Origin of the sequence: Phytobacter sp. RSE-02 (assembly GCF_040578655.1) — a bacterium.
GTDB lineage: Bacteria > Pseudomonadota > Gammaproteobacteria > Enterobacterales > Enterobacteriaceae > Phytobacter > Phytobacter diazotrophicus.
Genome location: NZ_JBEULY010000006.1, coordinates 180008 through 202847, shown reverse-complemented (window position 1 = coordinate 202847; position 22840 = coordinate 180008). Strand labels below are relative to the sequence as shown.

Sequence of the window (22840 nt, the reverse complement as noted above, 5' to 3'; positions counted from 1 at the left end):
AATATGCCCTTTTAGCCTTCTTTTGTCAATGGATTTGTGCAAATAAGCGCCGTTAATGTGCGACGCTACGTTACGTATTGATGGCGCAGGATTCTACCAGCTTGTGGTCATCGAATACAGCCTTTCCACTATAAAAATCGCTTTCCGGCCCAGTTTTTCATGCGGTAAGAAGGCAGCCTGATGAAATCCTTCTCCTTTCTGGCGGGTTCGGGCAATCGTCGGTTAACGTTGCACGTTGTACAAGGTATACTTTGACGATTTTCACTGTTTTGAGCCAGACATGAAGCTGATACGCGGCATACATAATCTCAGCCAGGCACCGCACGGGTGTGTGCTGACTATTGGTAATTTCGACGGCGTGCATCGCGGCCATCAGGCACTTTTACAAGGGCTTAGCGAAGAAGGTCGTACCCGTGCTCTCCCCGTGGTGGTGATGATATTCGAGCCGCAACCTCTCGAACTTTTCGCGAGCGATAAAGCGCCTGCGCGCCTGACCCGACTGCGGGAAAAACTGCGCCTGCTGGCCGAATGTGGCGTCGATTACGTACTGTGCGTACGTTTTGACCGGCGTTTTGCCGCGTTGACGGCGCAAACCTTCGTCAGCGACCTGCTGGTTGACAAACTTGGCGTGAAATTCCTCGCCGTGGGCGATGACTTCCGCTTTGGCGCTGGTCGCCAGGGTGATTTCTTGTTATTACAGAAAGCCGGTCTGAAATATGGCTTTGATGTTACCAGCACGCAAACCTTCTGCTCTGGTGGCGCGCGCGTGAGCAGTACGGCGGTTCGCCAGGCGTTGGCTGATGACAACCTTGAGCTCGCTGAACAACTGCTGGGCCGTCCGTTCAGTATCTCCGGGCGTGTGGTTCACGGCGACGAGCTGGGGCGTACTATCGGTTTTCCGACGGCGAACATACCGCTGCGCCGCCAGGTTTCCCCGGTCAAAGGTGTCTATGCGGTAGAAGTGGCTGGCTTAGGCGATACTTTACTGCCCGGCGTGGCCAACATTGGTACGCGCCCGACGGTTGCCGGGGTTCGCCAGCAGCTTGAAGTCCATCTGCTGGATGTTGTAATGGACCTCTATGGACGCCATATAGATGTAGTACTGCGTAAAAAGATACGCAACGAGCAGCGATTTACATCGCTGGATGAGCTTAAAGCGCAGATCGCGCGTGATGAGTTAACCGCCCGCGAGTTTTTTGGGCTATCAAACCCGGCTTAAATGCCTGTGTGATCAATACGGAACCGAGAATCTGATGAGTGACTATAAATCAACCCTGAATTTGCCGGAAACAGGGTTCCCGATGCGTGGCGACCTCGCCAAACGCGAACCGGGAATGCTGGCGCGTTGGACTGATGATGACCTGTACGGCATCATTCGTGCAGCCAAAAAAGGCAAAAAAACCTTCATTCTGCATGATGGCCCTCCTTATGCGAATGGCAGCATTCATATTGGTCACTCTGTTAACAAGATTCTGAAAGACATTATCGTGAAGTCCAAAGGCCTTGCGGGTTACGACTCGCCGTATGTGCCGGGCTGGGACTGTCACGGTCTGCCTATCGAACTGAAAGTAGAGCAGGAATTTGGTAAACCGGGTGAGAAATTCACCGCCGCGGAATTCCGTGCAAAATGCCGTGAATACGCTGCGACCCAGATCGATGGCCAGCGCAAAGACTTTATCCGTCTTGGCGTACTGGGCGACTGGGAACATCCGTATCGCACCATGGACTTCAAAACCGAAGCCAACATTATCCGTGCGCTGGGTAAAATCATCGGTAACGGTCACCTGCATAAAGGCGCCAAGCCGGTGCACTGGTGCGTTGACTGCCGTTCTGCGCTGGCGGAAGCGGAAGTTGAGTATTACGACAAAACCTCTCCGTCTATCGACGTGGCGTTCCATGCCGTCGATGTCGACGCGGTAAAAGCGAAATTTGGCGTTGCCAGCGTTAACGGTCCTGTCTCTCTGGTTATCTGGACCACCACCCCGTGGACGCTGCCGGCGAACCGTGCGATCTCTCTGTCCCCGGAATTTGACTATGCGCTGGTGCAGGTTGAAGGCCAGGCGCTGATCCTCGCGAAAGATCTGCTGGAAAGCGTGATGAAACGCGCTGGTATCAGTGAGTTTACCGTACTGGGCGTGGTGAAAGGTTCTGACCTGGAACTGATGCGCTTTAAACACCCGTTCCTCGATTTTGATGTGCCTGCGATCCTGGGCGATCACGTGACGCTGGAAGCCGGTACCGGTGCAGTGCATACCGCCGGTGGTCATGGCCCTGATGACTATACCATCAGCCAAAAATACGGTCTGGAAATCGCTAACCCGGTTGGTCCGGATGGGGCATATCTGGCGGGTACGTATCCGATTCTGGATGGCGTAAACGTCTTCAAAGCGAACGATATTATCGTCAACCTGCTGCGTGACAACGGTTCACTGCTGCATGTCGAAAAACTGCAACACAGCTATCCGTGCTGCTGGCGCCACAAGTCGCCGATCATTTTCCGTGCGACCCCGCAGTGGTTCGTCAGCATGGATCAGAAAGGCCTGCGTATTCAGTCTCTCAAAGAGATCGATCGCATTGAGCAGGAAGGTCTGGCGAAAGAGAACCTGAGCGGCTGGATCCCGGCATGGGGTAAAGCACGTATCGAATCGATGGTCGCGAACCGTCCTGACTGGTGTATCTCCCGTCAGCGTACCTGGGGCGTGCCGATGGCGCTGTTCGTGCATAAAGACACTGAAGAGCTGCATCCGCGTACCACTGAACTGATGGAAGCTGTCGCTAAATACGTTGAGAAAGACGGCATTCAGGCATGGTGGGATCTCGATCCGCGCGAAATTCTGGGCGATGACGCTGACAACTACGTGAAAGTGCCGGATACCCTGGACGTCTGGTTTGACTCCGGTTCAACAAGCTACTCTGTGGTTGACGCGCGTCCGGAATTTGGCGGCCACGCAGCGGATATGTATCTGGAAGGTTCTGATCAACACCGTGGCTGGTTTATGTCCTCTCTGATGATCAGCGTCGCGATGAAAGGCAAAGCACCTTACCGCCAGGTACTGACCCACGGCTTCACCGTCGATGGTCAGGGTCGTAAGATGTCCAAATCTATCGGTAATACCGTTTCTCCGCAGGACGTGATGAACAAACTGGGCGCGGATATCCTGCGTCTGTGGGTGGCATCAACCGACTATACCGGTGAAATGGCGGTTTCCGATGAGATCCTCAAACGTGCCGCCGATAGTTATCGTCGTATTCGTAACACCGCGCGCTTCCTGCTGGCGAACCTCAATGGTTTCGATCCGGCAAAAGACATGGTGAAACCGGAAGAGATGGTGGTACTGGATCGTTGGGCGGTTGGCTGTGCGCAGGCAGCGCAGAAAGATATCATCAGCGCGTACGACTCCTATGATTTCCATGAAGTTGTGCAACGCCTGATGCGTTTCTGCTCCATCGAGATGGGCTCTTTCTACCTCGATATCATCAAAGATCGTCAGTACACCGCAAAAGCGGACAGTGTTGCCCGTCGTAGCTGCCAGACTGCGCTGTACCATATCGCAGAAGCGCTGGTGCGCTGGATGGCGCCGATCATGTCCTTCACCGCAGATGAAATCTGGGGCTACCTGCCAGGCGAGCGCGAAAAGTATGTGTTCACCGGCGAATGGTATCAGGGGCTGTTTGGTCTGGCGGAAACCGAAGCCATGAACGACGCCTACTGGGAAGAACTGCTTAAAGTGCGTGGCGAAGTGAACAAGGTTATCGAACAGGCGCGTGCCGACAAGAAAGTGGGCGGTTCGCTGGAAGCGGCAGTAACCCTGTTCGCTGAACCGGAACTGTCTGCGAAACTGACGGCGCTGGGTGACGAATTACGATTTGTCCTGTTGACCTCCGGTGCGAAAGTTGAAGATTATGCCAACGCTTGTGCTGATGCCCAACAGAGCGAGCTGCTCAAAGGTCTGAAAGTGGCGTTAAGCAAAGCCGAAGGTGAGAAATGCCCGCGTTGCTGGCATTACACTCAGGATGTCGGCAAGGTAGCGGAACACGCAGAGATCTGCGGACGCTGTGTCAGCAACGTCGCCGGTGACGGCGAAAAACGTAAGTTTGCCTGATGAGTAAACCGATCTTTTCAACAGGGCTACGCTGGTTGTGGCTGGTCGTCGTCGTGCTGATTATCGATCTGGGCAGCAAGTTCCTTATCCTCCAGCATTTTGCGCTGGGGGATACGGTGCCGCTGTTCCCGTCGCTTAATCTGCATTACGCGCGTAACTATGGCGCGGCATTCAGTTTCCTCGCGGACAGCGGTGGCTGGCAGCGCTGGTTCTTTGCCGGTATCGCTATCGGTATTTCTGTCGTGCTGGCGGTACTGATGTACCGTTCAAAAGCCTCGCAGAAGCTGAACAATATCGCCTACGCGATGATTATCGGCGGTGCGTTAGGCAATCTGTTCGACCGCCTGTGGCACGGTTTTGTCGTTGATATGATTGACTTTTATGTCGGCGACTGGCATTTCGCCACCTTCAACCTGGCCGACAGCTTCATTTGCGTCGGCGCGGCGCTGATTGTGCTGGAAGGCTTCCTGCCGAACGCGGCTGCGAAGAAACAGGCGTAACAAAACCTGCCGGGCGGCGTTACGCTTGCCCGGCCTGGGTTATCCTCAGGCCCGGTAAGCGTTATCGTCACCGGGCAAAACAAGTGAGCGTACCTGCATGTCAAAATCTGTACAGAGTAATAGCGCGGTGCTGGTGCACTTTATGCTCAAACTCGAAGATGGCTCCACCGCTGAGTCAACCCGCAACAATGGTAAACCTGCGCTGTTTCGTCTGGGGGATGGTTCGCTGTCCGAAGGGCTTGAGCAGCACTTGCTGGGATTGAAAGCAGGCGACAAAAAAGCGTTTTCGCTGGAACCGGACGCGGCATTTGGCACGCCGGTTCCCGATCTGATTCAGTATTTCTCGCGCCGTGATTTTATGGACGTGGGTGAGCCGGAAATCGGCGCGATTATGCTCTTTACCGCAATGGATGGCAGCGAAATGCCAGGCGTGATCCGTGAGATCAACGGTGATTCTATTACCGTTGACTTTAACCATCCGCTGGCAGGGCAGACCGTTCATTTTGATGTCGACGTGCTGGAAGTGGAACCGGCACTGGAGGGGATGCATGCAGATCCTGTTGGCTAACCCACGTGGTTTTTGTGCGGGCGTAGACCGCGCGATTAGTATTGTTGAAAACGCGCTGGCGATTTATGGCGCGCCCATTTATGTCCGTCACGAAGTGGTCCACAACCGTTACGTGGTAGACAGCCTGCGTGAACGCGGGGCGATTTTTATCGAGCAAATCAGCGAAGTGCCGGACGGCGCGATCCTGATTTTCTCTGCTCATGGTGTTTCACAGGCGGTACGTAACGAAGCGAAAAGCCGCGACCTGACCGTCTTTGATGCCACCTGCCCGCTGGTGACCAAAGTGCATATGGAAGTCGCTCGTGCCAGTCGTCGTGGGGAAGAAGCTATCCTGATTGGCCATGCTGGTCATCCGGAAGTCGAAGGCACCATGGGGCAGTACAGCAACCCGAAAGGGGGAATGTACCTGGTGGAGTCGCCGGAAGACGTAGAAACGCTCAATATCAAAGATATCAATAAGCTCTCTTTTATGACGCAGACGACACTCTCCGTGGATGATACTTCCGACGTGATTGATGCGCTGCGTCAGCGCTTCCCGAAAATTGTCGGGCCGCGTAAAGATGATATCTGCTACGCCACGACCAACCGTCAGGAAGCCGTGCGCGCACTGGCGGAACAGGCGGAAGTGGTACTGGTTGTCGGCTCGAAGAACTCGTCGAACTCCAACCGTCTGGCGGAGCTGGCCCAGCGTATGGGGAAATCCGCTTACCTGATCGATGATGCTTCTGATATTCAGGAAGAGTGGGTGCGCGAAATCAGTTGCGTTGGCGTAACGGCCGGGGCATCGGCGCCTGACGTTCTGGTGCAAAACGTTATCTCCCGTCTGCAGGAGCTTGGCGGTGGGGAAGCCATTCCGCTTGAAGGCCGTGAAGAAAATATCGTTTTCGAAGTACCGAAAGAGCTGCGGGTCGATGTTCGCGAAGTCGAATAACTTTTTCGCTTTGAGTTTATGAGAAGATGCCAGGCCTGACGCCTGGCATTTTTTATGGAGGATGTATGCGCCTGCCGATTATTCTCGACACCGATCCTGGTATTGACGACGCGGCTGCCATTGCCGCTGCGCTTTTTGCTCCTGAGCTTGATCTCAAACTGATGACCACGGTCGCAGGTAATGTCTCGCTGGAGAAAACCACCCGTAACGCCCTGCAATTGCTTCACTTCTGGAATGCCAATATCCCGGTTGCGAAAGGTGCGGCGACGCCGTTGCTGCGCCCGTTGCGCGATGCGGCAAGTGTCCACGGTGAATCTGGCATGGAAGGCTATAACTTTGTTGAACATCAGCGCCAGCCGCTGGCAAAGCCAGCGTTTCAGGCTATCCGCGATGTGCTCATGGCCTCACCGGAGCCGGTCACACTGGTAGCGATTGGCCCGTTGACCAACATTGCCCTGCTGTTATCCCACTACCCGGAATGTCAGTTCAACATTCGTCGTCTGGTGATAATGGGTGGCTCTGCCGGACGCGGTAACTTCACGCCGAACGCCGAATTTAATATCGCCATTGACCCGGAGGCGGCCGCGCGTGTCTTCGAAAGCGGGCTGGAGATTGTGATGTGCGGTCTGGATGTGACTAACCATGCAACGCTTACCCCGGATTATCTGTCCATGCTGCCTGCCGGAAATCAAACCGGGAAAATGCTGCATGCCCTGTTTAGCCACTACCGCAGCGGCAGTATGGCGACCGGGCTACGGATGCACGATCTCTGCGCGATTGCCTGGCTGGTGCGCCCGGACATTTTTACCCTGAAATCCTGCTTTGTGGCGGTGGAAACCCAGGGCACGTACACGGCGGGCACGACTGTGGTGGACATTGAAGGCCGTCTGGGGAAACCCGCGAATGCGCAGGTGGCCCTGGGCATAAATATTGATGCATTCCGCGCCTGGGTTGCGGACGTACTCAGTAAGGCGCCGTAAGCGAGACCTGCGGCATCTTCTCACTTAAATAATCAATCATTGCCCGCATTCTGGCGGGCATATGCTTTCCTGACGACCACAGTAGCCAGAGCTGCCCGGAATAGTCGCTAATAAATTCCCAGTCTGGTAGCACCTGAACTACCTCGCCTCGCGCCAGTGCCGCACTTGCGGTAAACAGTGGCAGGCTGCCTATCCCCAGATGGTTTAGCACCGCATCGAGGCGCACACCGGTGTGGTTAGCGGCATAGCGTCCGTGGGTCTGAATGGTTTCGCTTTTGCCACGCTTACGAAATTTCCAGCGTGAGTCTGCTGGCGTTTCGCCAAGACTGATGCAGCTATGCTGGCGTAAATCTTCCGGCTTCTCGGGTGTGCCGTGCTGACGCAGATATTCCGGCGTGGCGCAAATCAGATGTTTAATCGGTATTAACGGCTTACCGTGCAGGCCCGGAGAAGGCGAGTCGGTAATGCGCAGCGCCAGGTCGACGCCATCATCAATTAAATCCATATACCGATCTTCCAGACGCAGCCGTACATCAACCTGCGGATAACGGACCAGAAATTCGCGCATGAGGGGGTGGATAACAAATCGCCCAACGGCTTTGGGCACGCTGATAGTCAGGGGGCCTTGCGCAATATCCTGCACGCTGCTGCCAGCATTCATTGCCTGTCTGGCGGCGTCGAGCATCATTTGCGCATGTTCGTACACGCTACGCCCGGACTCACTCAGCCGCAGTTTGCGCGTTGTGCGGTGCAGTAATTTATTACCCAGCGCCTGCTCAAGGCGTGAAACGCAGCGGCTCATTGCAGATGGTGTCGCGCCGGAAACACGGGCGGCGGCAGAGAAGCTGCCCTGATCGACAATCAGAACAAAGGTCGCGAGATCGGGAAGTAGGGTGGTATTCATTTGTGTCTGCCAGGCAAAAGTGTGTTGAGAGCGCAACGGATTATAAAAGTCAGTGAAGATAATATACTGGTCGTGTAATCAGGAGGAAGAAGATGACAACACGAAATTACTACACCAGTGATGAGACACAGGGCCAGGCCAATGTTGTGCAATGTATTCCCGATGGGGAGGACGGTTATGTGATTGAACTGGATGCCACGCTCTTTCACCCACAGGGAGGCGGTCAGCCCTCTGATGGCGGAACCATCGACGGCGTGCCCATACAACGCGTTTTCGCCGACGGTGATACGGTATGGCATCGCACCGCCACGCCGGTCGCGCCAGGCCCGGTCACGCTCAGTGTCGACGGTGAATTACGTCATCTTCATGCACGCTGGCATTCGGCCGGACATCTGATTGGTTGTGCAGGTGAAACATTCGGCTGGCAGCCTGTAAAAGCCCATCACTGGCCAGGTGAGGGGCGCATTACTTTTAGCGGTAACGGGACTCTCACTGCGGAGATGTTAACGGCGAAAATCAGTGCCTGGATGGAGGAAAATCTGCCGCGACACATCGGCTTTTCCGAAGGAAAGCGGCACGTTCGCTTCGGCGAATTGTCTGCCTATGGTTGCGGCGGTACCCATGTCAGCGCACTGCGTGAAATCGGGCTCATCACACTTACCAATGTCAAAATGAAAAAAGGTCAGCTCGTGGTCAGCTATACAGTGGACGAACGCTGACCGTTCGCTGACGCGCGGTGCGTTGTCATGTAGCAAAAGACGAGGTGGTAACGCATCGCTGTAGTGAAAAATCTTCTTAGCATACCGATGATCAGTGTCTTCTGTGGGTTTTGCTATTCAATTCGCAACATGCGAACACATGTCTTTTACTGATATTTCCCGCTGTTTATCATTTAATTCTAATTATCGGTGTTTTCGGCTGGTAGCCCCGACGCGGGCTGGTTAATCTGAGAACGATTTTCAGCATTTCATTAACAAAAGAGTACAACTATGCATGATGCACAAATCCGCGTAGCCATCGCGGGGGCCGGCGGGCGTATGGGCCGCCAGTTAATTCAGGCAACCCAGCAGATGGATGGCGTCGCGCTTGGCGCAGCGCTGGAGCGCGAAGGTTCTTCCCTGCTGGGCAGCGATGCAGGAGAGCTCGCTGGCGTGGGTACGACAGGCGTTACCGTGAGCAGCGATCTGCAGGCGGTAAAGGACGATTTTGATGTACTGATCGATTTCACCCGTCCGGAGGGAACCCTTGTTCATCTGGCGTTTTGTCGCCAGCACGGCAAAGGGATGATTATCGGTACCACCGGTTTTGATGATGCAGGCAAAGCGGCAATTCGCGAGGCATCGCAAGAGATTGCCATTGTTTTTGCGGCGAATTTCAGCGTTGGCGTGAACGTAATGCTTAAGCTACTGGAAAAAGCGGCGAAGGTGATGGGGGATTACACCGATATAGAAATCATCGAAGCACATCACCGTTATAAAGTGGATGCGCCGTCAGGAACCGCCCTGGCTATGGGAGAGTCTATTGCCCAGGCATTGAATAAAGATTTAAAAGGTTGTGCGGTTTATGCACGTGAAGGCCATACCGGCGAGCGTGTACCAGGCACAATTGGCTTTGCTACCGTTCGCGCGGGCGACATTGTCGGCGAACATACAGCGATGTTCGCTGATATCGGTGAACGCATTGAAATTAGCCATAAAGCGTCAAGCCGAATGACGTTTGCCAATGGCGCTGTTCGCTCTGCTTTATGGCTAAAAAACAAAGAAGCCGGCCTTTTTGACATGCGGGATGTGCTGGATCTGAACAATTTGTAAAAGTTATTACCCATCGTGATGTGGTTGTTGCAGTCGTAATGCATTGATTGCATAGGGCAATATTTTATTGCCCTTTTATTTTTCCTTATTTTATGTGTTGCGCCCTTTTAAACCTCTATTAATGCCTATCTTCCGTCTCATTATGGTTGCTGAAATGTAAATTTTGACCGTTTGGTCCACTTTCTACTAGAGCTAAGCCCGTAAAACCAGTTTTATGGCGACGCAAGCGTTTTCCTTCCTCCGGTAATGTGATCTTTTTGCCCTCTAAATCGTGCTATTCTTTTCTGGGGCGCAAAAAGACATGAAAAAGATGCGCTATGAGTTGACTTTTACCCTTCATGTCTCCAGAATGCCGCCGTTTGCAAAAAATTCGCGGTTACGCAAATTTGCATTGATTCGAGGCTTATAATTGAATTAATATGCAAATAAAGTGAGTGAATATTCTCTGGAGGGTGTTTTGATTAAGTCAGCGCTATTGGTTCTGGAAGACGGAACCCAGTTTTACGGTCGGGCCATAGGGGCAACAGGTTCGGCGGTTGGGGAAGTCGTTTTCAATACTTCAATGACCGGTTATCAAGAAATCCTCACTGATCCTTCCTACTCCCGCCAAATCGTCACCCTTACTTATCCCCATATTGGTAATGTCGGCACCAATGCCGCCGATGAAGAATCCTCTCAGGTACATGCGCAAGGCCTGGTCATTCGCGACCTGCCGCTGATTGCCAGCAACTATCGTAATACCGAAGACCTCTCTTCATACCTGAAACGCCATAACATCGTGGCGATTGCCGATATTGATACCCGTAAGTTGACGCGTCTGCTGCGTGAAAAAGGCGCACAGAATGGCTGCATTATCGCCGGGGACAATCTGGATGCCGCTCTGGCGCTGGAGAAAGCGAAAAGCTTCCCGGGGCTGAACGGGATGGATTTGGCGAAAGAAGTGACGACTGCCGAGCCATATAGCTGGACGCAGGGGAGCTGGACACTGAAAGGCGAACTGCCGGAAGCGAAAAGCGAAGATGAACTGCCGCTGCATGTCGTGGCATACGACTTCGGCGCAAAACGTAACATCCTGCGTATGCTGGTGGACAGAGGCTGCCGTCTGACGGTCGTTCCGGCGAAAACGTCGGCGGAAGATGTCCTGAAAATGAATCCGGACGGTATCTTCCTCTCTAACGGCCCTGGCGACCCGGCACCGTGCGATTATGCTATCGAGGCAATCGAAAAATTCCTTGAGACCGACATTCCGGTATTCGGTATCTGTCTTGGCCACCAGTTGCTGGCGCTGGCGAGCGGCGCGAAAACCGTGAAGATGAAGTTCGGTCACCATGGCGGCAACCACCCGGTAAAAGATATCGATAACAACACCGTGATGATTACCGCACAGAACCACGGTTTTGCAGTAGATGAAGCCTCCATGCCTGCAAACCTGCGCGTCACGCATAAGTCATTGTTTGATGGCACCCTGCAGGGGATTCATCGCACGGATAAACCGGCATTCAGCTTCCAGGGCCATCCTGAGGCAAGCCCGGGCCCGCACGACGCTGCGCCGCTGTTTGACCATTTTATCGAGTTAATTGAGATTTACCGTCAGTCTGCTAAATAATCAGGAGCGAAAAAGAGCCATGCCAAAACGTACAGACATAAAAAGCATCCTGATCCTTGGCGCCGGCCCGATTGTTATCGGTCAGGCGTGTGAGTTCGACTACTCCGGTGCGCAGGCGTGTAAAGCGCTGCGTGAAGAGGGTTATCGCGTCATTCTGGTGAACTCCAACCCGGCGACGATCATGACCGACCCGGAAATGGCGGATGCAACCTATATCGAGCCGATCCACTGGGAAGTGGTACGCAAAATCATCGAAAAAGAGCGTCCGGATGCGGTACTGCCGACCATGGGGGGCCAGACAGCGCTGAACTGTGCGCTGGAACTGGAACGCCAGGGCGTACTGGCCGAGTTCGGCGTCACTATGATCGGTGCTACCGCTGACGCGATTGATAAAGCAGAAGACCGCCGCCGTTTCGACGTGGCGATGAAGAAAATCGGCCTGGAAACCGCGCGTTCCGGTATCGCGCACAATATGGAAGAAGCGCTCGCCGTTGCCGCTGACGTGGGCTATCCGTGCATCATTCGACCCAGCTTCACCATGGGCGGAACGGGCGGCGGTATCGCCTACAACCGCGAAGAGTTTGAAGAGATTTGTGAACGCGGTCTGGACCTTTCCCCGACAAAAGAGCTGCTGATTGATGAGTCGCTGATTGGCTGGAAAGAGTACGAGATGGAGGTGGTGCGTGATAAAAACGACAACTGTATCATCGTCTGCTCCATCGAAAACTTCGACGCCATGGGCATCCACACCGGTGACTCCATCACCGTTGCGCCTGCACAGACCCTGACCGATAAAGAGTATCAAATCATGCGTAACGCCTCGATGGCGGTATTGCGTGAAATTGGCGTGGAAACCGGCGGTTCTAACGTCCAGTTCTCGGTTAACCCGAAAAATGGCCGTCTGATTGTTATTGAAATGAACCCGCGTGTCTCCCGCTCCTCTGCGCTGGCCTCGAAAGCGACCGGCTTCCCGATTGCCAAAGTGGCGGCGAAACTGGCGGTGGGTTACACCCTCGACGAATTGATGAACGATATCACCGGTGGCCGTACCCCGGCGTCCTTCGAGCCGTCTATCGACTACGTTGTGACGAAAATCCCGCGCTTCAACTTTGAGAAATTCGCTGGCGCCAATGACCGCCTGACCACTCAGATGAAATCGGTCGGTGAAGTGATGGCGATTGGCCGCACGCAGCAGGAATCCCTGCAAAAAGCGCTGCGTGGCCTGGAAGTCGGCGCCACCGGCTTTGACCCGAAAGTGAGCCTGGATGACCCGGAAGCGCTGACCAAAATTCGTCGCGAACTGAAAGACGCTGGCGCTGAGCGTATCTGGTACATCGCCGATGCTTTCCGTGCAGGCCTGTCCGTTGATGGCGTTTTCAACCTGACCAATATTGACCGCTGGTTCCTGGTGCAGATTGAAGAACTGGTGCGTCTGGAAGAGAAAGTCGCCGAAGTGGGTATTAACGGCCTCGACGCGGATTTCCTGCGTATGCTCAAGCGTAAAGGCTTTGCCGATGCGCGTCTGGCTAAACTGGCAGGCGTGCGCGAAACGGAAGTGCGTAAGCTGCGCGATCAGTACAACCTGCACCCGGTCTACAAGCGTGTGGACACCTGTGCGGCAGAATTCGCGACTGACACCGCTTACATGTACTCCACGTATGAAGAAGAGTGTGAAGCGAATCCGAACCAGGACCGCGATAAAATCATGGTACTGGGTGGCGGCCCGAACCGTATCGGTCAGGGGATCGAATTTGACTACTGCTGCGTACACGCCTCGCTGGCGCTGCGCGAAGACGGCTACGAGACCATCATGGTCAACTGTAACCCGGAAACCGTCTCCACCGACTATGACACTTCCGACCGTCTCTACTTCGAGCCGGTAACGCTGGAAGATGTGCTGGAAATCGTGCGTATCGAGAAGCCGAAAGGCGTTATCGTGCAGTACGGCGGCCAGACTCCGCTGAAACTGGCGCGCGCGCTGGAAGCGGCGGGTGTACCGGTTATCGGTACCAGCCCGGATGCCATTGACCGTGCCGAAGACCGTGAACGTTTCCAGCAGGCGGTTGACCGTCTGAAACTGAAACAACCGGCGAACGCCACCGTCACCGCCATTGAGCAAGCGGTTGAAAAGGCGAAAGAGATTGGTTACCCGCTGGTGGTGCGTCCGTCTTATGTACTGGGCGGCCGTGCGATGGAAATCGTCTACGACGAAGCCGACCTGCGTCGTTACTTCCAGACCGCAGTGAGCGTGTCCAATGATGCGCCAGTCCTGCTGGATCGCTTCCTGGACGATGCGGTAGAAGTGGATGTTGACGCTATTTGCGACGGCGAAATGGTGCTGATTGGCGGCATTATGGAGCATATCGAGCAGGCCGGCGTGCACTCCGGCGACTCCGCTTGTTCCCTGCCAGCCTACACGCTGAGCCAGGACATCCAGGACGTGATGCGCCAGCAGGTGCAGAAACTGGCCTTCGAACTGCAGGTTCGCGGTCTGATGAACGTCCAGTTTGCGGTAAAAGATAACGAAGTGTATCTGATTGAGGTGAACCCGCGTGCGGCGCGTACCGTACCGTTTGTCTCCAAAGCCACCGGCGTACCGTTGGCGAAAGTGGCGGCGCGTGTGATGGTCGGTCAGACGCTGGCACAGCAGGGCGTCACCAAAGAAATTATCCCGCCGTACTACTCGGTGAAAGAAGTGGTGCTGCCATTCAATAAATTCCCGGGCGTTGACCCGCTGTTAGGGCCAGAAATGCGCTCTACCGGGGAAGTGATGGGTGTGGGCCGTACCTTCGCCGAAGCGTTCGCTAAAGCGCAACTGGGTAGCAACTCCACGATGAAGAAACAGGGTCGTGCGCTGCTTTCTGTACGTGAAGGGGATAAAGAGCGTGTGGTTGACCTGGCAGCGAAGCTGCTCAAGTTTGGTTTCGAACTCGATGCAACCCACGGTACGGCGATTGTCCTGGGCGAAGCCGGTATTAACCCGCGTCTGGTGAACAAGGTGCATGAAGGTCGTCCGCACATTCAGGACCGTATTAAGAATGGCGAATACACCTACATCATCAACACCACCGCAGGCCGTCGGGCGATAGAAGACTCCAGGGTCATTCGCCGCAGCGCGCTGCAGTACAAAGTGCATTACGACACCACGCTGAACGGTGGTTTTGCTACCGCGATGGCGCTGAACGCCGATGCCACCGAGAAGGTGACCTCCGTTCAGGAGATGCACGCGCAGATTAAAGCGTAACTTGCTGCGCAGACCAGCGCACAGTATTACCGATTAAATAAACGGTTCCTGATCAGGAGCCGTTTTTTTATACATACCATTCGTGCTGAACGTGCAAATCATTGTTACGCATTTTTCTAATGCTACTAGCACGATTTTGCTCACACTAATGATCCTCAAACCTGCATACTATTTCTTGTTATCCGTATTTTTAATATGGTTAATGGTTTTGTTGATATTCAGGCAAGCCTGACCATAACAAGATTTTTAATTTGTAAAAATGGTGTGCTTATGAGTAAAGAATATGTTGAAAAACCCCTTTATTTGTTAATTGCCGATTGGATGATGGCGGAAAATCGTTGGGTGAGCGCTAAGGAAATTGCCAGGCATTTTGACATGGACCACTGTAAAGCGATCAATACGGTTTCTTATATTCTTTCTGAGGTAGAAGAAATTACCTGTGAGACCAGGACAATTCCAAATCAACTGCAAGGTAGAGGATGTCAATGTCAGCGTCTGGTGCGTGTAAAAAATATTGATGATCAAATCTATACCAGGCTGAAAAATAATGCGCAGGAAAAAATGCTCAGTACCACGAAAACATCCCATATGCCTGTAGTCCTGCCAGCAGGACTTAAGACGGAACAGAAATGGCAAATGATGTTGTCAAAAAGTTTGCGTCGTTAATGAGCGAATATCGAATGGCGCGAGTGCGCCATTCGATAAAGTCATTGCGCTGATTTCGGCTTCACCTCTGTCGTACCTTTAAGCCGCGGTCGGTTTTTTTCTGGCTGGCGCAGCGGTTGCGTTTCATATAATGATGAGCGACAGCGGATAGCCAGATCCTGATACTCCCGGGTATTAAGTTGCTTCCAGTGCAACTCTTCTTCGGTTACATCACGTATGAAACGGGCTGGCGATCCCACCAATAACTGTCTTGCTGCCCCGATAAATCCGGCTTTCACAAAGCTCATGGCGGCAACAATGCTCTCTTCGCCAATGACCGCGCCGTCCATAATCACGCTGTTCATACCGACCAGCGCATCCCGGCCAATCACGCAGCCATGCAAAATCGCACCGTGTCCGATATGTCCGTTCTCACCGACGACGGTGTCGGTATCGCAGTAACCGTGCATAATGCAGCCATCCTGTAAATTCGAACCTGGTTCCAGAATCAGGCGGCCATAGTCACCGCGAAGCGAAGCGTGAGGGCCGACGTAGACACCAGCCCCTACAATGACGTCGCCAATCAATACCGCGCTCGGATGGATATACGCCTCTGGATGGACGACCGGGATCAAGCTTTCAAAGGCGTAATAGCTCATGAGTTATTAACGTCCTTTCCATACCGGTGAGCGTTTTTCGGCAAAGGCCTGCGGCCCTTCAATCGCATCTTCGGAATGCAGGACCGCCGGATAGTGTTTCAGCGCACCGCTACGGAGATAACGATAGCCTTCTTCTACCGGCATTTCACTGGTTGTTCTGGTTATCTCTTTTAATGCGGCAATAGCCAGTGGTGCGCTTTGAAGCAGTTGCTGTGCCAGTTCGCGCGCTTTCTCCATTAATGCTTCCTGACTGACAACATAATTAGCGATACCCCAGCGTAGTGCTTCTTCGGCATTCATGCGCCGCCCGGTCATCACCATTTCATTGACGATAGCGGGTGGTAAGCGTTTAGGCAGGCGTAAAACCCCACCGCTGTCCGGCACGATGCCGAGTTTGGCTTCGGGTAAGGCAAAGCTGGCATTTTCAGCGCAGATAATGAAATCTGCTGCCAGCGCCAGTTCAAACCCTCCGCCAAAGGCATAGCCGTTTACTGCGGCAATGACCGGTTTATCGAGATCAAAAAGTTCGGTCAATCCCGCAAACCCGCCAGGCCCAAAATCTGCATCCGGTGCTTCACCTTCTGCTGCTGCTTTTAAATCCCAGCCCGCGGAAAAGAATTTCTGGCCGGCGCCAGTAATAATTGCTACGCGTAATTCAGGATCATCGCGGAAATTCAGAAATACTTCGCCCATGGCAAAACTGGTTTTTGCATCAATGGCATTGGCAACGGGGCGATCGAGAGTAATTTCCAGAATATGCCCATGGCGGTTCAGATGTAATGATTCACTCATATTTTGCTCCTTTTAAATATGTGTATGCTTTGCAGAGGCATACCGCCTCTGCAAGATATGAAGTGTTCACGTTATTTCTATTTCGGCGAACATAAATTCAGCCGAATACGTTATGTTAGATTTTTCTTTATGACTTTCCCTGAACAGTTGCGTGGCAGATCGCGCCTGAATTCAACAAGCGTCGGTACTTTAAATTTCGCCATATTACTGGCGCAAAAAGAAAAAAATTCATCAGCACTTAATGTTTCGCCTTCATGAAGAACAATAAAGGCTTTTATAGCTTCATCCCTGATACTGTCTTTAACGCCGATAACCACCGTATCCTGAATTTTTGGATGGGTCGAAATGATATTCTCCAGTTCTACACAGGAGACATTCTCACCACCGCGCTTAATCATATTGCAACGCCTGTCGACAAAATAAAAAAAGCCTTCTTCATCGTAGTAACCCGAATCACCGGTATGTAACCAACCGCTTGCATCCAGCGCCATCGCGGTTGCGTCCGGCTGTTCGTAATACTCTTTAAAAAGCGTTTTCCCCGGCATGCCTTTAATGCATATTTCACCGATTTCATGGGGAGGAAGGGGCTGATTTTGATCGTTACGAATTTCCGCTTCGTAGCAAAACCCCGCGCGGCCAATTGACGGCCAGCGCCGTTTATCACCGGGTCTGTCACCAATAATGCCGACAATCGTTTCCGTCATGCCATACGATGTCAGCAACCTGACACCGAAACGTTCAACAAAGGCGTCTTTTTCCTGCACGGAAAGATTGAGGTAGAAAAGCACTTCACGAAGGCAATGCTGATTATCCGCAGGCATTGGCGGTTGCACCATCAGGGTTCTAATCATCATGGGAATGCATTCGGTAACTGTGGCACGGTATTTTCGCACCTGGCTCCAGAACGCACGCGCACTGTATTTCTCAAGCAGCACAAAGGTGGCACCGCTGGAAAAGGCGGCCATTGCCGCCGTACACTGACAATCGATATGAAAAGCGGGCATAGCGGTCAGATAAATATCGTCATCGCGTAATGCACACTGCCAGGCGGAGTAGTAACCCGCAAAACGTAAGTTATATTGGGTAATGACCACGCCTTTTGGTCGTGAGGTCGTGCCCGAGGTAAAAAGAATTTCTGCGGTATCGTCGGTGCTTAACGTCGGCGTAGAGTTCAGGGTAGTGGGTTGGACGCGCTTAAGTTGATAAAAATCACTCACCGCGCTATCTGAGACACAGAACTGCCGGTCGATAAGGCAGATATGATTGAGCTGCGTTTCACCTTCCTGCAGAATCTGACGGTAAAGGGGATAGAAGTTTTCAGTGGTTACCAACAAACGAGCCCGGCAGTTTTGCAGGATCCACAGACTTTCATCATGCAATAGTCTGGCGTTAATCGGCACCATGATGGCACCGATTTTTGCCAGCCCGAACCAGCAAAAGAAAAACTCAGGGCAGTTATCCAGATGCAGCGCGACTTTATCGCCTTTTTGGATCCCCAGCCCGTTGAACAGGTTTGCTGTGCGATTGATTTCCTCATTGAGGAAGGTATAGCTGAATTGCTGTACTTCACCTTCACATGACTCAAAAATCAGCGCCGTTTTATCGCCATAGACCTCTGCCAGGTCGTCCCACATCTGACGTAAGTTTTGATCGCCAATAACATCCATCGCACTTTTATCCACTGAAATTAGGTGTAAGCGCTAACAGGGTGGCTACACGATCCCGTTAGCGCTACGTATTTAATCCTCAACCCTGGCCAGCCCCTTGCTTACCAGTTCCTTAATATCTGCTTCGCTGTAACCGATGTTCTGCAAGATGGCGGAGGTATCCATACCGTGTGACGGCATGCCGCGCCAGATTTTCCCAGGGTTATTTTTGAATTTCGGCATAATGTTTGGCCCCTTGCAGGTACGGCCATCCATGGTTTGCCATTGGGTGATTGATTCGCGGGCGACGTACTGCGGGTTACCCTCCAGTTCAGGAATGGTCAGTACTTTTGCACAGGCAATATTCAGCTCGGCGAAGCGCGCTTGTACTTCGGCAATGGTATGCGTTAGCAGCCATGCATCCAGTTTCTCTTCCACCAGTGGGCCGTACGGGCACTCGACGCGGTGAATGAGTTGTGTACCTTCCGGAACTTCTGGCGTGCCGAGAATATGCGCCAGCCCGATATCGTTAAAACACTCGGTAATTTGCGTGATACCGACCAGTTCCATCACGATGTAGCCATCCGAGCATTTATACAGACCACAGCCAGCGTAATAGGGGTCTTTGCCTTTGGTCATACGCGGACAGATTTCGCCGCCATTGAAATAATCCATCATGAAGTACTGGCCCATGCGCAGCATCACTTCATACATCGCAATATCAATGCTTTCCCCTTTGCCTGTTTCACGTACTTTATGCAGCGCCGCAAGTGCTGCGGTTGTCGCCGTCATGCCGGAAAAATAGTCTGCCGTGTACGGGAAGGCGGGCATCGGCTGGTCAACGTCGCCATTTTGAATCAGGTAACCACTGAAGGCTTGCGCAATGGTGTTATAAGCAGGAAGGTTGGTGTACTCCTCTGTCCCAAACTGCCCAAAACCAGACAGGTGGGCGATGACCAGCTTCGGATTGTGTTCCCATAACACTTCATCGGTAATTCCCCGGCGAGCAAATGCCGGACCTTTACTGGCCTCGATAAAAATGTCGGTGGTTTCCATTAATTTAAGGAACGCTTCCCGGCCTTCATCTTTGAAGATATTCAGCGATAGCGCGTGCAGATTGCGGCGTGAGAGTTGCGGATAATTCGGCTGGACACGAATTGTGTCGGCCCAGGCGACATTTTCAATCCAGATAACTTCTGCGCCCCACTCGGCAAACATTTGTCCGGCGAAGGGCCCGGCAATTTCGATACCGGAGAAAACGACCCGCACACCCGCAAGTGGTCCAAACACGGACATTGGTAAACGATGACTCATGACATACTCCTGTGTGGCATCCCTGGAACCCCATCACAGCGTGATGGGGTTATCACCCGATTAACGGTACTGTTTGAGCACTGCGCGACCCAAAGTCAGGATCTGCATTTCGTCGGAACCGCCGGACACCCGATCAACGCGCAGATCGCGCCAGAAACGGGTAATACGGTGATTGCCTGCAATCCCAACGCCACCGAGTACTTGCATCGCACTGTCAACGACCTCAAATGCCGCATTGGCGCAGAAGTATTTGCACATGGCTGCATCGCCGGAGGTAATGGTGCCGTTATCTGCTTTCCAGGCGGCTTCCAACAGCATGTTTTTCATGGAGTTTAATTTGATTGCCATATGGGCAAACTTCTCCTGAATGAGCTGGAAGCGACCGATCGTTTCGCCAAACTGCACTCGCTGATTGGCGTAGCGCGCTGCATCTTCAAAGGCGCACATTGCGGTTCCGTAGTTCGTCAGAGCAACGAGGAAGCGTTCGTGGTCAAACTCTTCTTTAACACGGTTAAACCCATTACCCTCACGGCCGAACATGTCTTTTTCATCCAGTTCAACATCGTCAAAGGTAATTTCGCAGCAGCTATCCATGCGCAGACCGAGTTTCTCAAGCTTGTTAACTTTGATGCCAGGTTTGCTCATATCGACAAACCATTCGGTATAAATGGGTTTATCCGCAGACGCGCCGTCACGCGCCATTACCACGATATAAGGGGTGTAAGCGCTACTGGTGATGAAGCACTTACTGCCATTAAGATAAACCTTACCATTTTTACGGGTATAAGTGGTTTTTAAACTGCCCACGTCAGACCCGGCGCCCGGTTCGGTGATCGCCGAGTTCCACATCTGTTTACCGGTACCCTGAAACGCCATGATCTTATCGATCTGTTCCTGAGTGCCTTCGCGTAACACCGTGTTGAAGCCGCCAGGAAGTTGATAGAGCACGTAGGTTGGCGCACCCAGGCGACCTAATTCCATCCACACAGCCGCCACGGTAACGAAACCGGCATCCAGACCACCGCGATCTTCCGGGAGCAGCAGGCTGTCAATGCCCATATCGGCCAGTGCTTTTACGAAACGCTCAGGATAGACGCTATCGCGATCGCATTCGGCAAAATAGGCCTCCCAATTTTCACTGGCCATTAATTCACGAATACCGGCGACGAACAGTTCCTGTTCATCATTCAAGTTAAAGTCCATCTTTTAACCTCTTGATATGGTTGATTTATCTTAGTTATCTTTCCAGTGCGCTTTGGCGTCCTTAATAAAGGACAGCGTGACCATGATATTGACGAAGAAGAGAGGGCAGCCGCCCGCGATGATTGCCGTTTGTATCGGTTTCAACCCGCCGAGAGCCAACAGCACAATACCGATGATGCCGACCAGAATGGACCAGCCGATACGTACCAGCAGAGGCGGCTCTTCACCATCGCGTATTTCGCGGCAGGTCGACATGGCCAGCGTGTAAGAACACGCGTTGATAAGTGTGACGGTGGCAATAAAGCAGAGAATAAAGAACCCCCACATTGTTGCTGTACTCAGGGGTAAGGCGGCCCAGGTCTCGATAATGGCGCGTGGTACGCCATGCTCTGCAATAAGCTGCGGAATATTGAGAATATTTTTATCCATCAGCAGTAGCGTGTTACTGCCCAGCACAGTCCACAGGATCCAGGTGGAAGCCGTCAGGCCCAGCACCATTCCGAAGCACAGTTCACGAACGGTACGGCCACGCGATATACGGGCGAGGAAGATACTCATTTGGATGGCGTAAATGACCCACCAGGCCCAGTAGAAAACGGTCCAGCCCTGCGGGAAACCGCCTTTGCCGATAGCATCGGTGTAGAACAACATACGTGGCAGATGCATCAACAGCATACCGACGGAATCGGTGAAGTAGTTCATGATGAAGCTGGCGCCGCTGACGATGAATACCCAGCCGAGCATAAGGAAGCTCAGGTAGCTACGCACGTCGCTGGCAATCTTCACTCCTTTCTGCAGGCCGCAGGCCACGCAGATTGCGTTAAGAATGATCCAGCAGGTAATGATGATCGCGTCCAGTTGCAGCGTATGGGGGATGCCGAATAGATACTGCATACATTCAGTGACCAGCGGCGTAGCCAGACCGAGGCTGGTACCCATCGCGAAGATCAGTGCCACAAGATAGAAGTTATCGACGATGGTCCCGAATAACCCTTTCACATGTTTCTCACCCACTAAAGGCACAAGCGTTGAGCTGGGGCGAATCACATCCATTTTGCGAACAAAGAAAAAATAGGCGAAAGCGACGGAAAGGAAGCTATAGGTGGCCCACGGTAGCGGTCCCCAGTGGAACAAACTGTAGGCGAGGCCGAGCTCTTTGGCGCCGGTAGAGTTGGGGGCTAATGCAAACGGTGGTGTAGAGATATAGTAATAAATCTCTATCGATCCCCAGAACAACACGGCTGCGGAGGTACAGGAGGCGAACATCATGAAAATCCAGCTCGCGGTGCTGAATTCAGGTTTCTCATCGCCCAGTTTCTTTTTGGCGTAAGGGCCAAAGACCAGCCAGAACCAGCCAAAGAGCATCACGACCATATACCACTCAAATGCCCATCCCCAGACATTCGTTACATAAGTAAATACTGCATTAATAACCACATTGGCGGCATCAAGGTCTCTAACAGTTAGCCAGCAAAGTATTCCGACGATTATTAGCGGTGGGAAAAAAACTTTTGGCTCTATACCTGACTTTCTCTTGTCATTTTTCATGTTCGAATTCCAGTGTCATAATTGATTTATATTTCGTTCCCGTTTGTTATATTTATGTTCATTTTTGTGAGTGTTTATTTAATGACTCTTTAACCTCAAGGGAGCTTCGGCGAGTACTCCATGATGGGTATTCGCTACAGCGTATTCTGTTATTCGCGTCACACTTTTTTGTCGGTTTTTATTTGGTTGGGAGTGATTGATAAGTTCTTTAAAAACAATTTGTTACTTGTGATTTTTCTGTTTTTTCATCCTTGTGGCGTTCAATATTGGTGATCCCGGAAACAATATTGAAAATTTGTAAGGTGAAACCAATTCTTCAATATTGGTGAAGTCGCTAACAATATTGAAAATTTGTAAGGTGAAACCAATTCTTCAATATTGGTGAA

The 22840-nt window shown here is 52.5% G+C and carries 18 protein-coding genes; 11 read left to right on the top strand and 7 right to left on the bottom strand.

Features of this window, described 5'->3' with window-relative positions; genetic code table 11:
* The first annotated feature begins 280 nt into the window (after positions 1-280).
* The 6 genes from ribF (at position 281) to rihC (ending at position 7082) form a co-directional block, all read left to right on the top strand.
* Positions 281-1219, top strand: coding sequence for a bifunctional riboflavin kinase/FAD synthetase (gene ribF / locus ABU190_RS15100; RefSeq protein WP_039078298.1), 939 nt, complete (start codon positions 281-283; stop codon positions 1217-1219).
* 34 nt (positions 1220-1253) lie between these two features.
* Positions 1254-4103: an isoleucine--tRNA ligase gene (gene ileS / locus ABU190_RS15095; protein WP_354691733.1), complete on the top strand. Its 2850-nt coding sequence runs from the start codon at positions 1254-1256 to the stop codon at positions 4101-4103.
* On the top strand, positions 4103-4603 hold the full coding sequence (gene lspA / locus ABU190_RS15090; RefSeq protein ID WP_071193614.1) for a signal peptidase II: 501 nt from the start codon (positions 4103-4105) through the stop codon (positions 4601-4603). The genes ileS and lspA overlap by 1 nt, the downstream gene beginning before the upstream one ends.
* 97 nt (positions 4604-4700) lie before the next feature.
* Entirely contained in the window at positions 4701-5171 is a 471-nt protein-coding gene (fkpB, locus tag ABU190_RS15085; protein ID WP_354691732.1) for an FKBP-type peptidyl-prolyl cis-trans isomerase, read from the top strand.
* Complete coding sequence (gene ispH / locus ABU190_RS15080) at positions 5152-6102, top strand: 4-hydroxy-3-methylbut-2-enyl diphosphate reductase (RefSeq protein ID WP_039078302.1); 951 nt, start codon at positions 5152-5154, stop codon at positions 6100-6102. Before fkpB ends, ispH begins: the two co-directional genes overlap by 20 nt.
* 65 nt (positions 6103-6167) lie before the next feature.
* Entirely contained in the window at positions 6168-7082 is a 915-nt protein-coding gene (gene rihC / locus ABU190_RS15075; RefSeq protein ID WP_354691731.1) for a ribonucleoside hydrolase RihC, read from the top strand.
* Here the strand turns inward: rihC and ABU190_RS15070 are convergent.
* Positions 7066-7986, bottom strand: a complete 921-nt coding sequence (locus ABU190_RS15070) for a LysR family transcriptional regulator (protein WP_354691730.1) — start codon at positions 7984-7986, stop codon at positions 7066-7068. The two genes, rihC and ABU190_RS15070, sit on opposite strands and share 17 nt — an antisense overlap.
* A gap of 92 nt (positions 7987-8078) precedes the next feature.
* Here ABU190_RS15070 and ABU190_RS15065 point away from each other — a divergent pair, with 92 nt between their 5' ends.
* The 5 genes from ABU190_RS15065 (at position 8079) to caiF (ending at position 15313) form a co-directional block, all read left to right on the top strand.
* Positions 8079-8705, top strand: coding sequence for an alanyl-tRNA editing protein (locus ABU190_RS15065; protein WP_354691729.1), 627 nt, complete (start codon positions 8079-8081; stop codon positions 8703-8705).
* Positions 8706-8975: 270 nt separating this feature from the next.
* A complete protein-coding gene (dapB, locus tag ABU190_RS15060; protein ID WP_354691728.1) occupies positions 8976-9797 on the top strand; it encodes a 4-hydroxy-tetrahydrodipicolinate reductase in 822 nt (273 codons plus the stop codon).
* Positions 9798-10254: 457 nt separating this feature from the next.
* Positions 10255-11403: a glutamine-hydrolyzing carbamoyl-phosphate synthase small subunit gene (gene carA / locus ABU190_RS15055; RefSeq protein ID WP_039078307.1), complete on the top strand. Its 1149-nt coding sequence runs from the start codon at positions 10255-10257 to the stop codon at positions 11401-11403.
* 19 nt (positions 11404-11422) lie between these two features.
* Positions 11423-14647 carry a carbamoyl-phosphate synthase large subunit gene (carB, locus tag ABU190_RS15050; RefSeq protein ID WP_079497285.1) on the top strand — a complete coding sequence of 1075 codons (3225 nt, stop codon included), beginning with the start codon at positions 11423-11425 and terminating at the stop codon, positions 14645-14647.
* A gap of 270 nt (positions 14648-14917) precedes the next feature.
* Complete coding sequence (caiF, locus tag ABU190_RS15045) at positions 14918-15313, top strand: carnitine metabolism transcriptional regulator CaiF (protein ID WP_110295071.1); 396 nt, start codon at positions 14918-14920, stop codon at positions 15311-15313.
* Between the two features lie 41 nt (positions 15314-15354).
* Here caiF and caiE read toward each other — a convergent pair whose 3' ends face one another.
* From caiE to caiT, 6 genes are all read right to left on the bottom strand, one after another.
* Complete coding sequence (gene caiE / locus ABU190_RS15040; RefSeq protein WP_354691727.1) at positions 15355-15951, bottom strand: carnitine operon protein CaiE; 597 nt, start codon at positions 15949-15951, stop codon at positions 15355-15357.
* A gap of 6 nt (positions 15952-15957) precedes the next feature.
* Complete coding sequence (gene caiD / locus ABU190_RS15035) at positions 15958-16743, bottom strand: crotonobetainyl-CoA hydratase (RefSeq protein ID WP_354691726.1); 786 nt, start codon at positions 16741-16743, stop codon at positions 15958-15960.
* 110 nt (positions 16744-16853) lie between these two features.
* Positions 16854-18410 (bottom strand): crotonobetaine/carnitine-CoA ligase, encoded by a 1557-nt coding sequence (gene caiC / locus ABU190_RS15030; protein WP_354691725.1) that lies wholly within the window; start codon positions 18408-18410, stop codon positions 16854-16856.
* A 72-nt stretch (positions 18411-18482) separates the two neighbouring features.
* On the bottom strand, positions 18483-19703 hold the full coding sequence (gene caiB, locus ABU190_RS15025; protein WP_354691724.1) for an L-carnitine CoA-transferase: 1221 nt from the start codon (positions 19701-19703) through the stop codon (positions 18483-18485).
* Positions 19704-19763: 60 nt separating this feature from the next.
* Positions 19764-20906, bottom strand: a complete 1143-nt coding sequence (gene caiA / locus ABU190_RS15020) for a crotonobetainyl-CoA dehydrogenase (protein WP_079497282.1) — start codon at positions 20904-20906, stop codon at positions 19764-19766.
* A 30-nt stretch (positions 20907-20936) separates the two neighbouring features.
* Positions 20937-22454 carry an L-carnitine/gamma-butyrobetaine antiporter gene (caiT, locus tag ABU190_RS15015; RefSeq protein WP_039078315.1) on the bottom strand — a complete coding sequence of 506 codons (1518 nt, stop codon included), beginning with the start codon at positions 22452-22454 and terminating at the stop codon, positions 20937-20939.
* Positions 22455-22840: the final 386 nt, after the last annotated feature.

What these genes read in the sequence shown, in the direction of transcription:
- ribF (WP_039078298.1), top strand. Translation starts at nt 281, where the DNA reads ATGAAGCTGATACGCGGCATACATAATCTCAGCCAGGCACCGCACGGG.
- ileS (WP_354691733.1), top strand. Translation starts at nt 1,254, where the DNA reads ATGAGTGACTATAAATCAACCCTGAATTTGCCGGAAACAGGGTTCCCG.
- lspA (WP_071193614.1), top strand. Translation starts at nt 4,103, where the DNA reads ATGAGTAAACCGATCTTTTCAACAGGGCTACGCTGGTTGTGGCTGGTC.
- fkpB (WP_354691732.1), top strand. Translation starts at nt 4,701, where the DNA reads ATGTCAAAATCTGTACAGAGTAATAGCGCGGTGCTGGTGCACTTTATG.
- ispH (WP_039078302.1), top strand. Translation starts at nt 5,152, where the DNA reads ATGCAGATCCTGTTGGCTAACCCACGTGGTTTTTGTGCGGGCGTAGAC.
- rihC (WP_354691731.1), top strand. Translation starts at nt 6,168, where the DNA reads ATGCGCCTGCCGATTATTCTCGACACCGATCCTGGTATTGACGACGCG.
- ABU190_RS15070 (WP_354691730.1), bottom strand. Translation starts at nt 7,986, where the DNA reads ATGAATACCACCCTACTTCCCGATCTCGCGACCTTTGTTCTGATTGTC.
- ABU190_RS15065 (WP_354691729.1), top strand. Translation starts at nt 8,079, where the DNA reads ATGACAACACGAAATTACTACACCAGTGATGAGACACAGGGCCAGGCC.
- dapB (WP_354691728.1), top strand. Translation starts at nt 8,976, where the DNA reads ATGCATGATGCACAAATCCGCGTAGCCATCGCGGGGGCCGGCGGGCGT.
- carB (WP_079497285.1), top strand. Translation starts at nt 11,423, where the DNA reads ATGCCAAAACGTACAGACATAAAAAGCATCCTGATCCTTGGCGCCGGC.
- caiF (WP_110295071.1), top strand. Translation starts at nt 14,918, where the DNA reads ATGAGTAAAGAATATGTTGAAAAACCCCTTTATTTGTTAATTGCCGAT.
- caiE (WP_354691727.1), bottom strand. Translation starts at nt 15,951, where the DNA reads ATGAGCTATTACGCCTTTGAAAGCTTGATCCCGGTCGTCCATCCAGAG.
- caiD (WP_354691726.1), bottom strand. Translation starts at nt 16,743, where the DNA reads ATGAGTGAATCATTACATCTGAACCGCCATGGGCATATTCTGGAAATT.
- caiC (WP_354691725.1), bottom strand. Translation starts at nt 18,410, where the DNA reads ATGGATGTTATTGGCGATCAAAACTTACGTCAGATGTGGGACGACCTG.
- caiB (WP_354691724.1), bottom strand. Translation starts at nt 19,703, where the DNA reads ATGAGTCATCGTTTACCAATGTCCGTGTTTGGACCACTTGCGGGTGTG.
- caiA (WP_079497282.1), bottom strand. Translation starts at nt 20,906, where the DNA reads ATGGACTTTAACTTGAATGATGAACAGGAACTGTTCGTCGCCGGTATT.
- caiT (WP_039078315.1), bottom strand. Translation starts at nt 22,454, where the DNA reads ATGAAAAATGACAAGAGAAAGTCAGGTATAGAGCCAAAAGTTTTTTTC.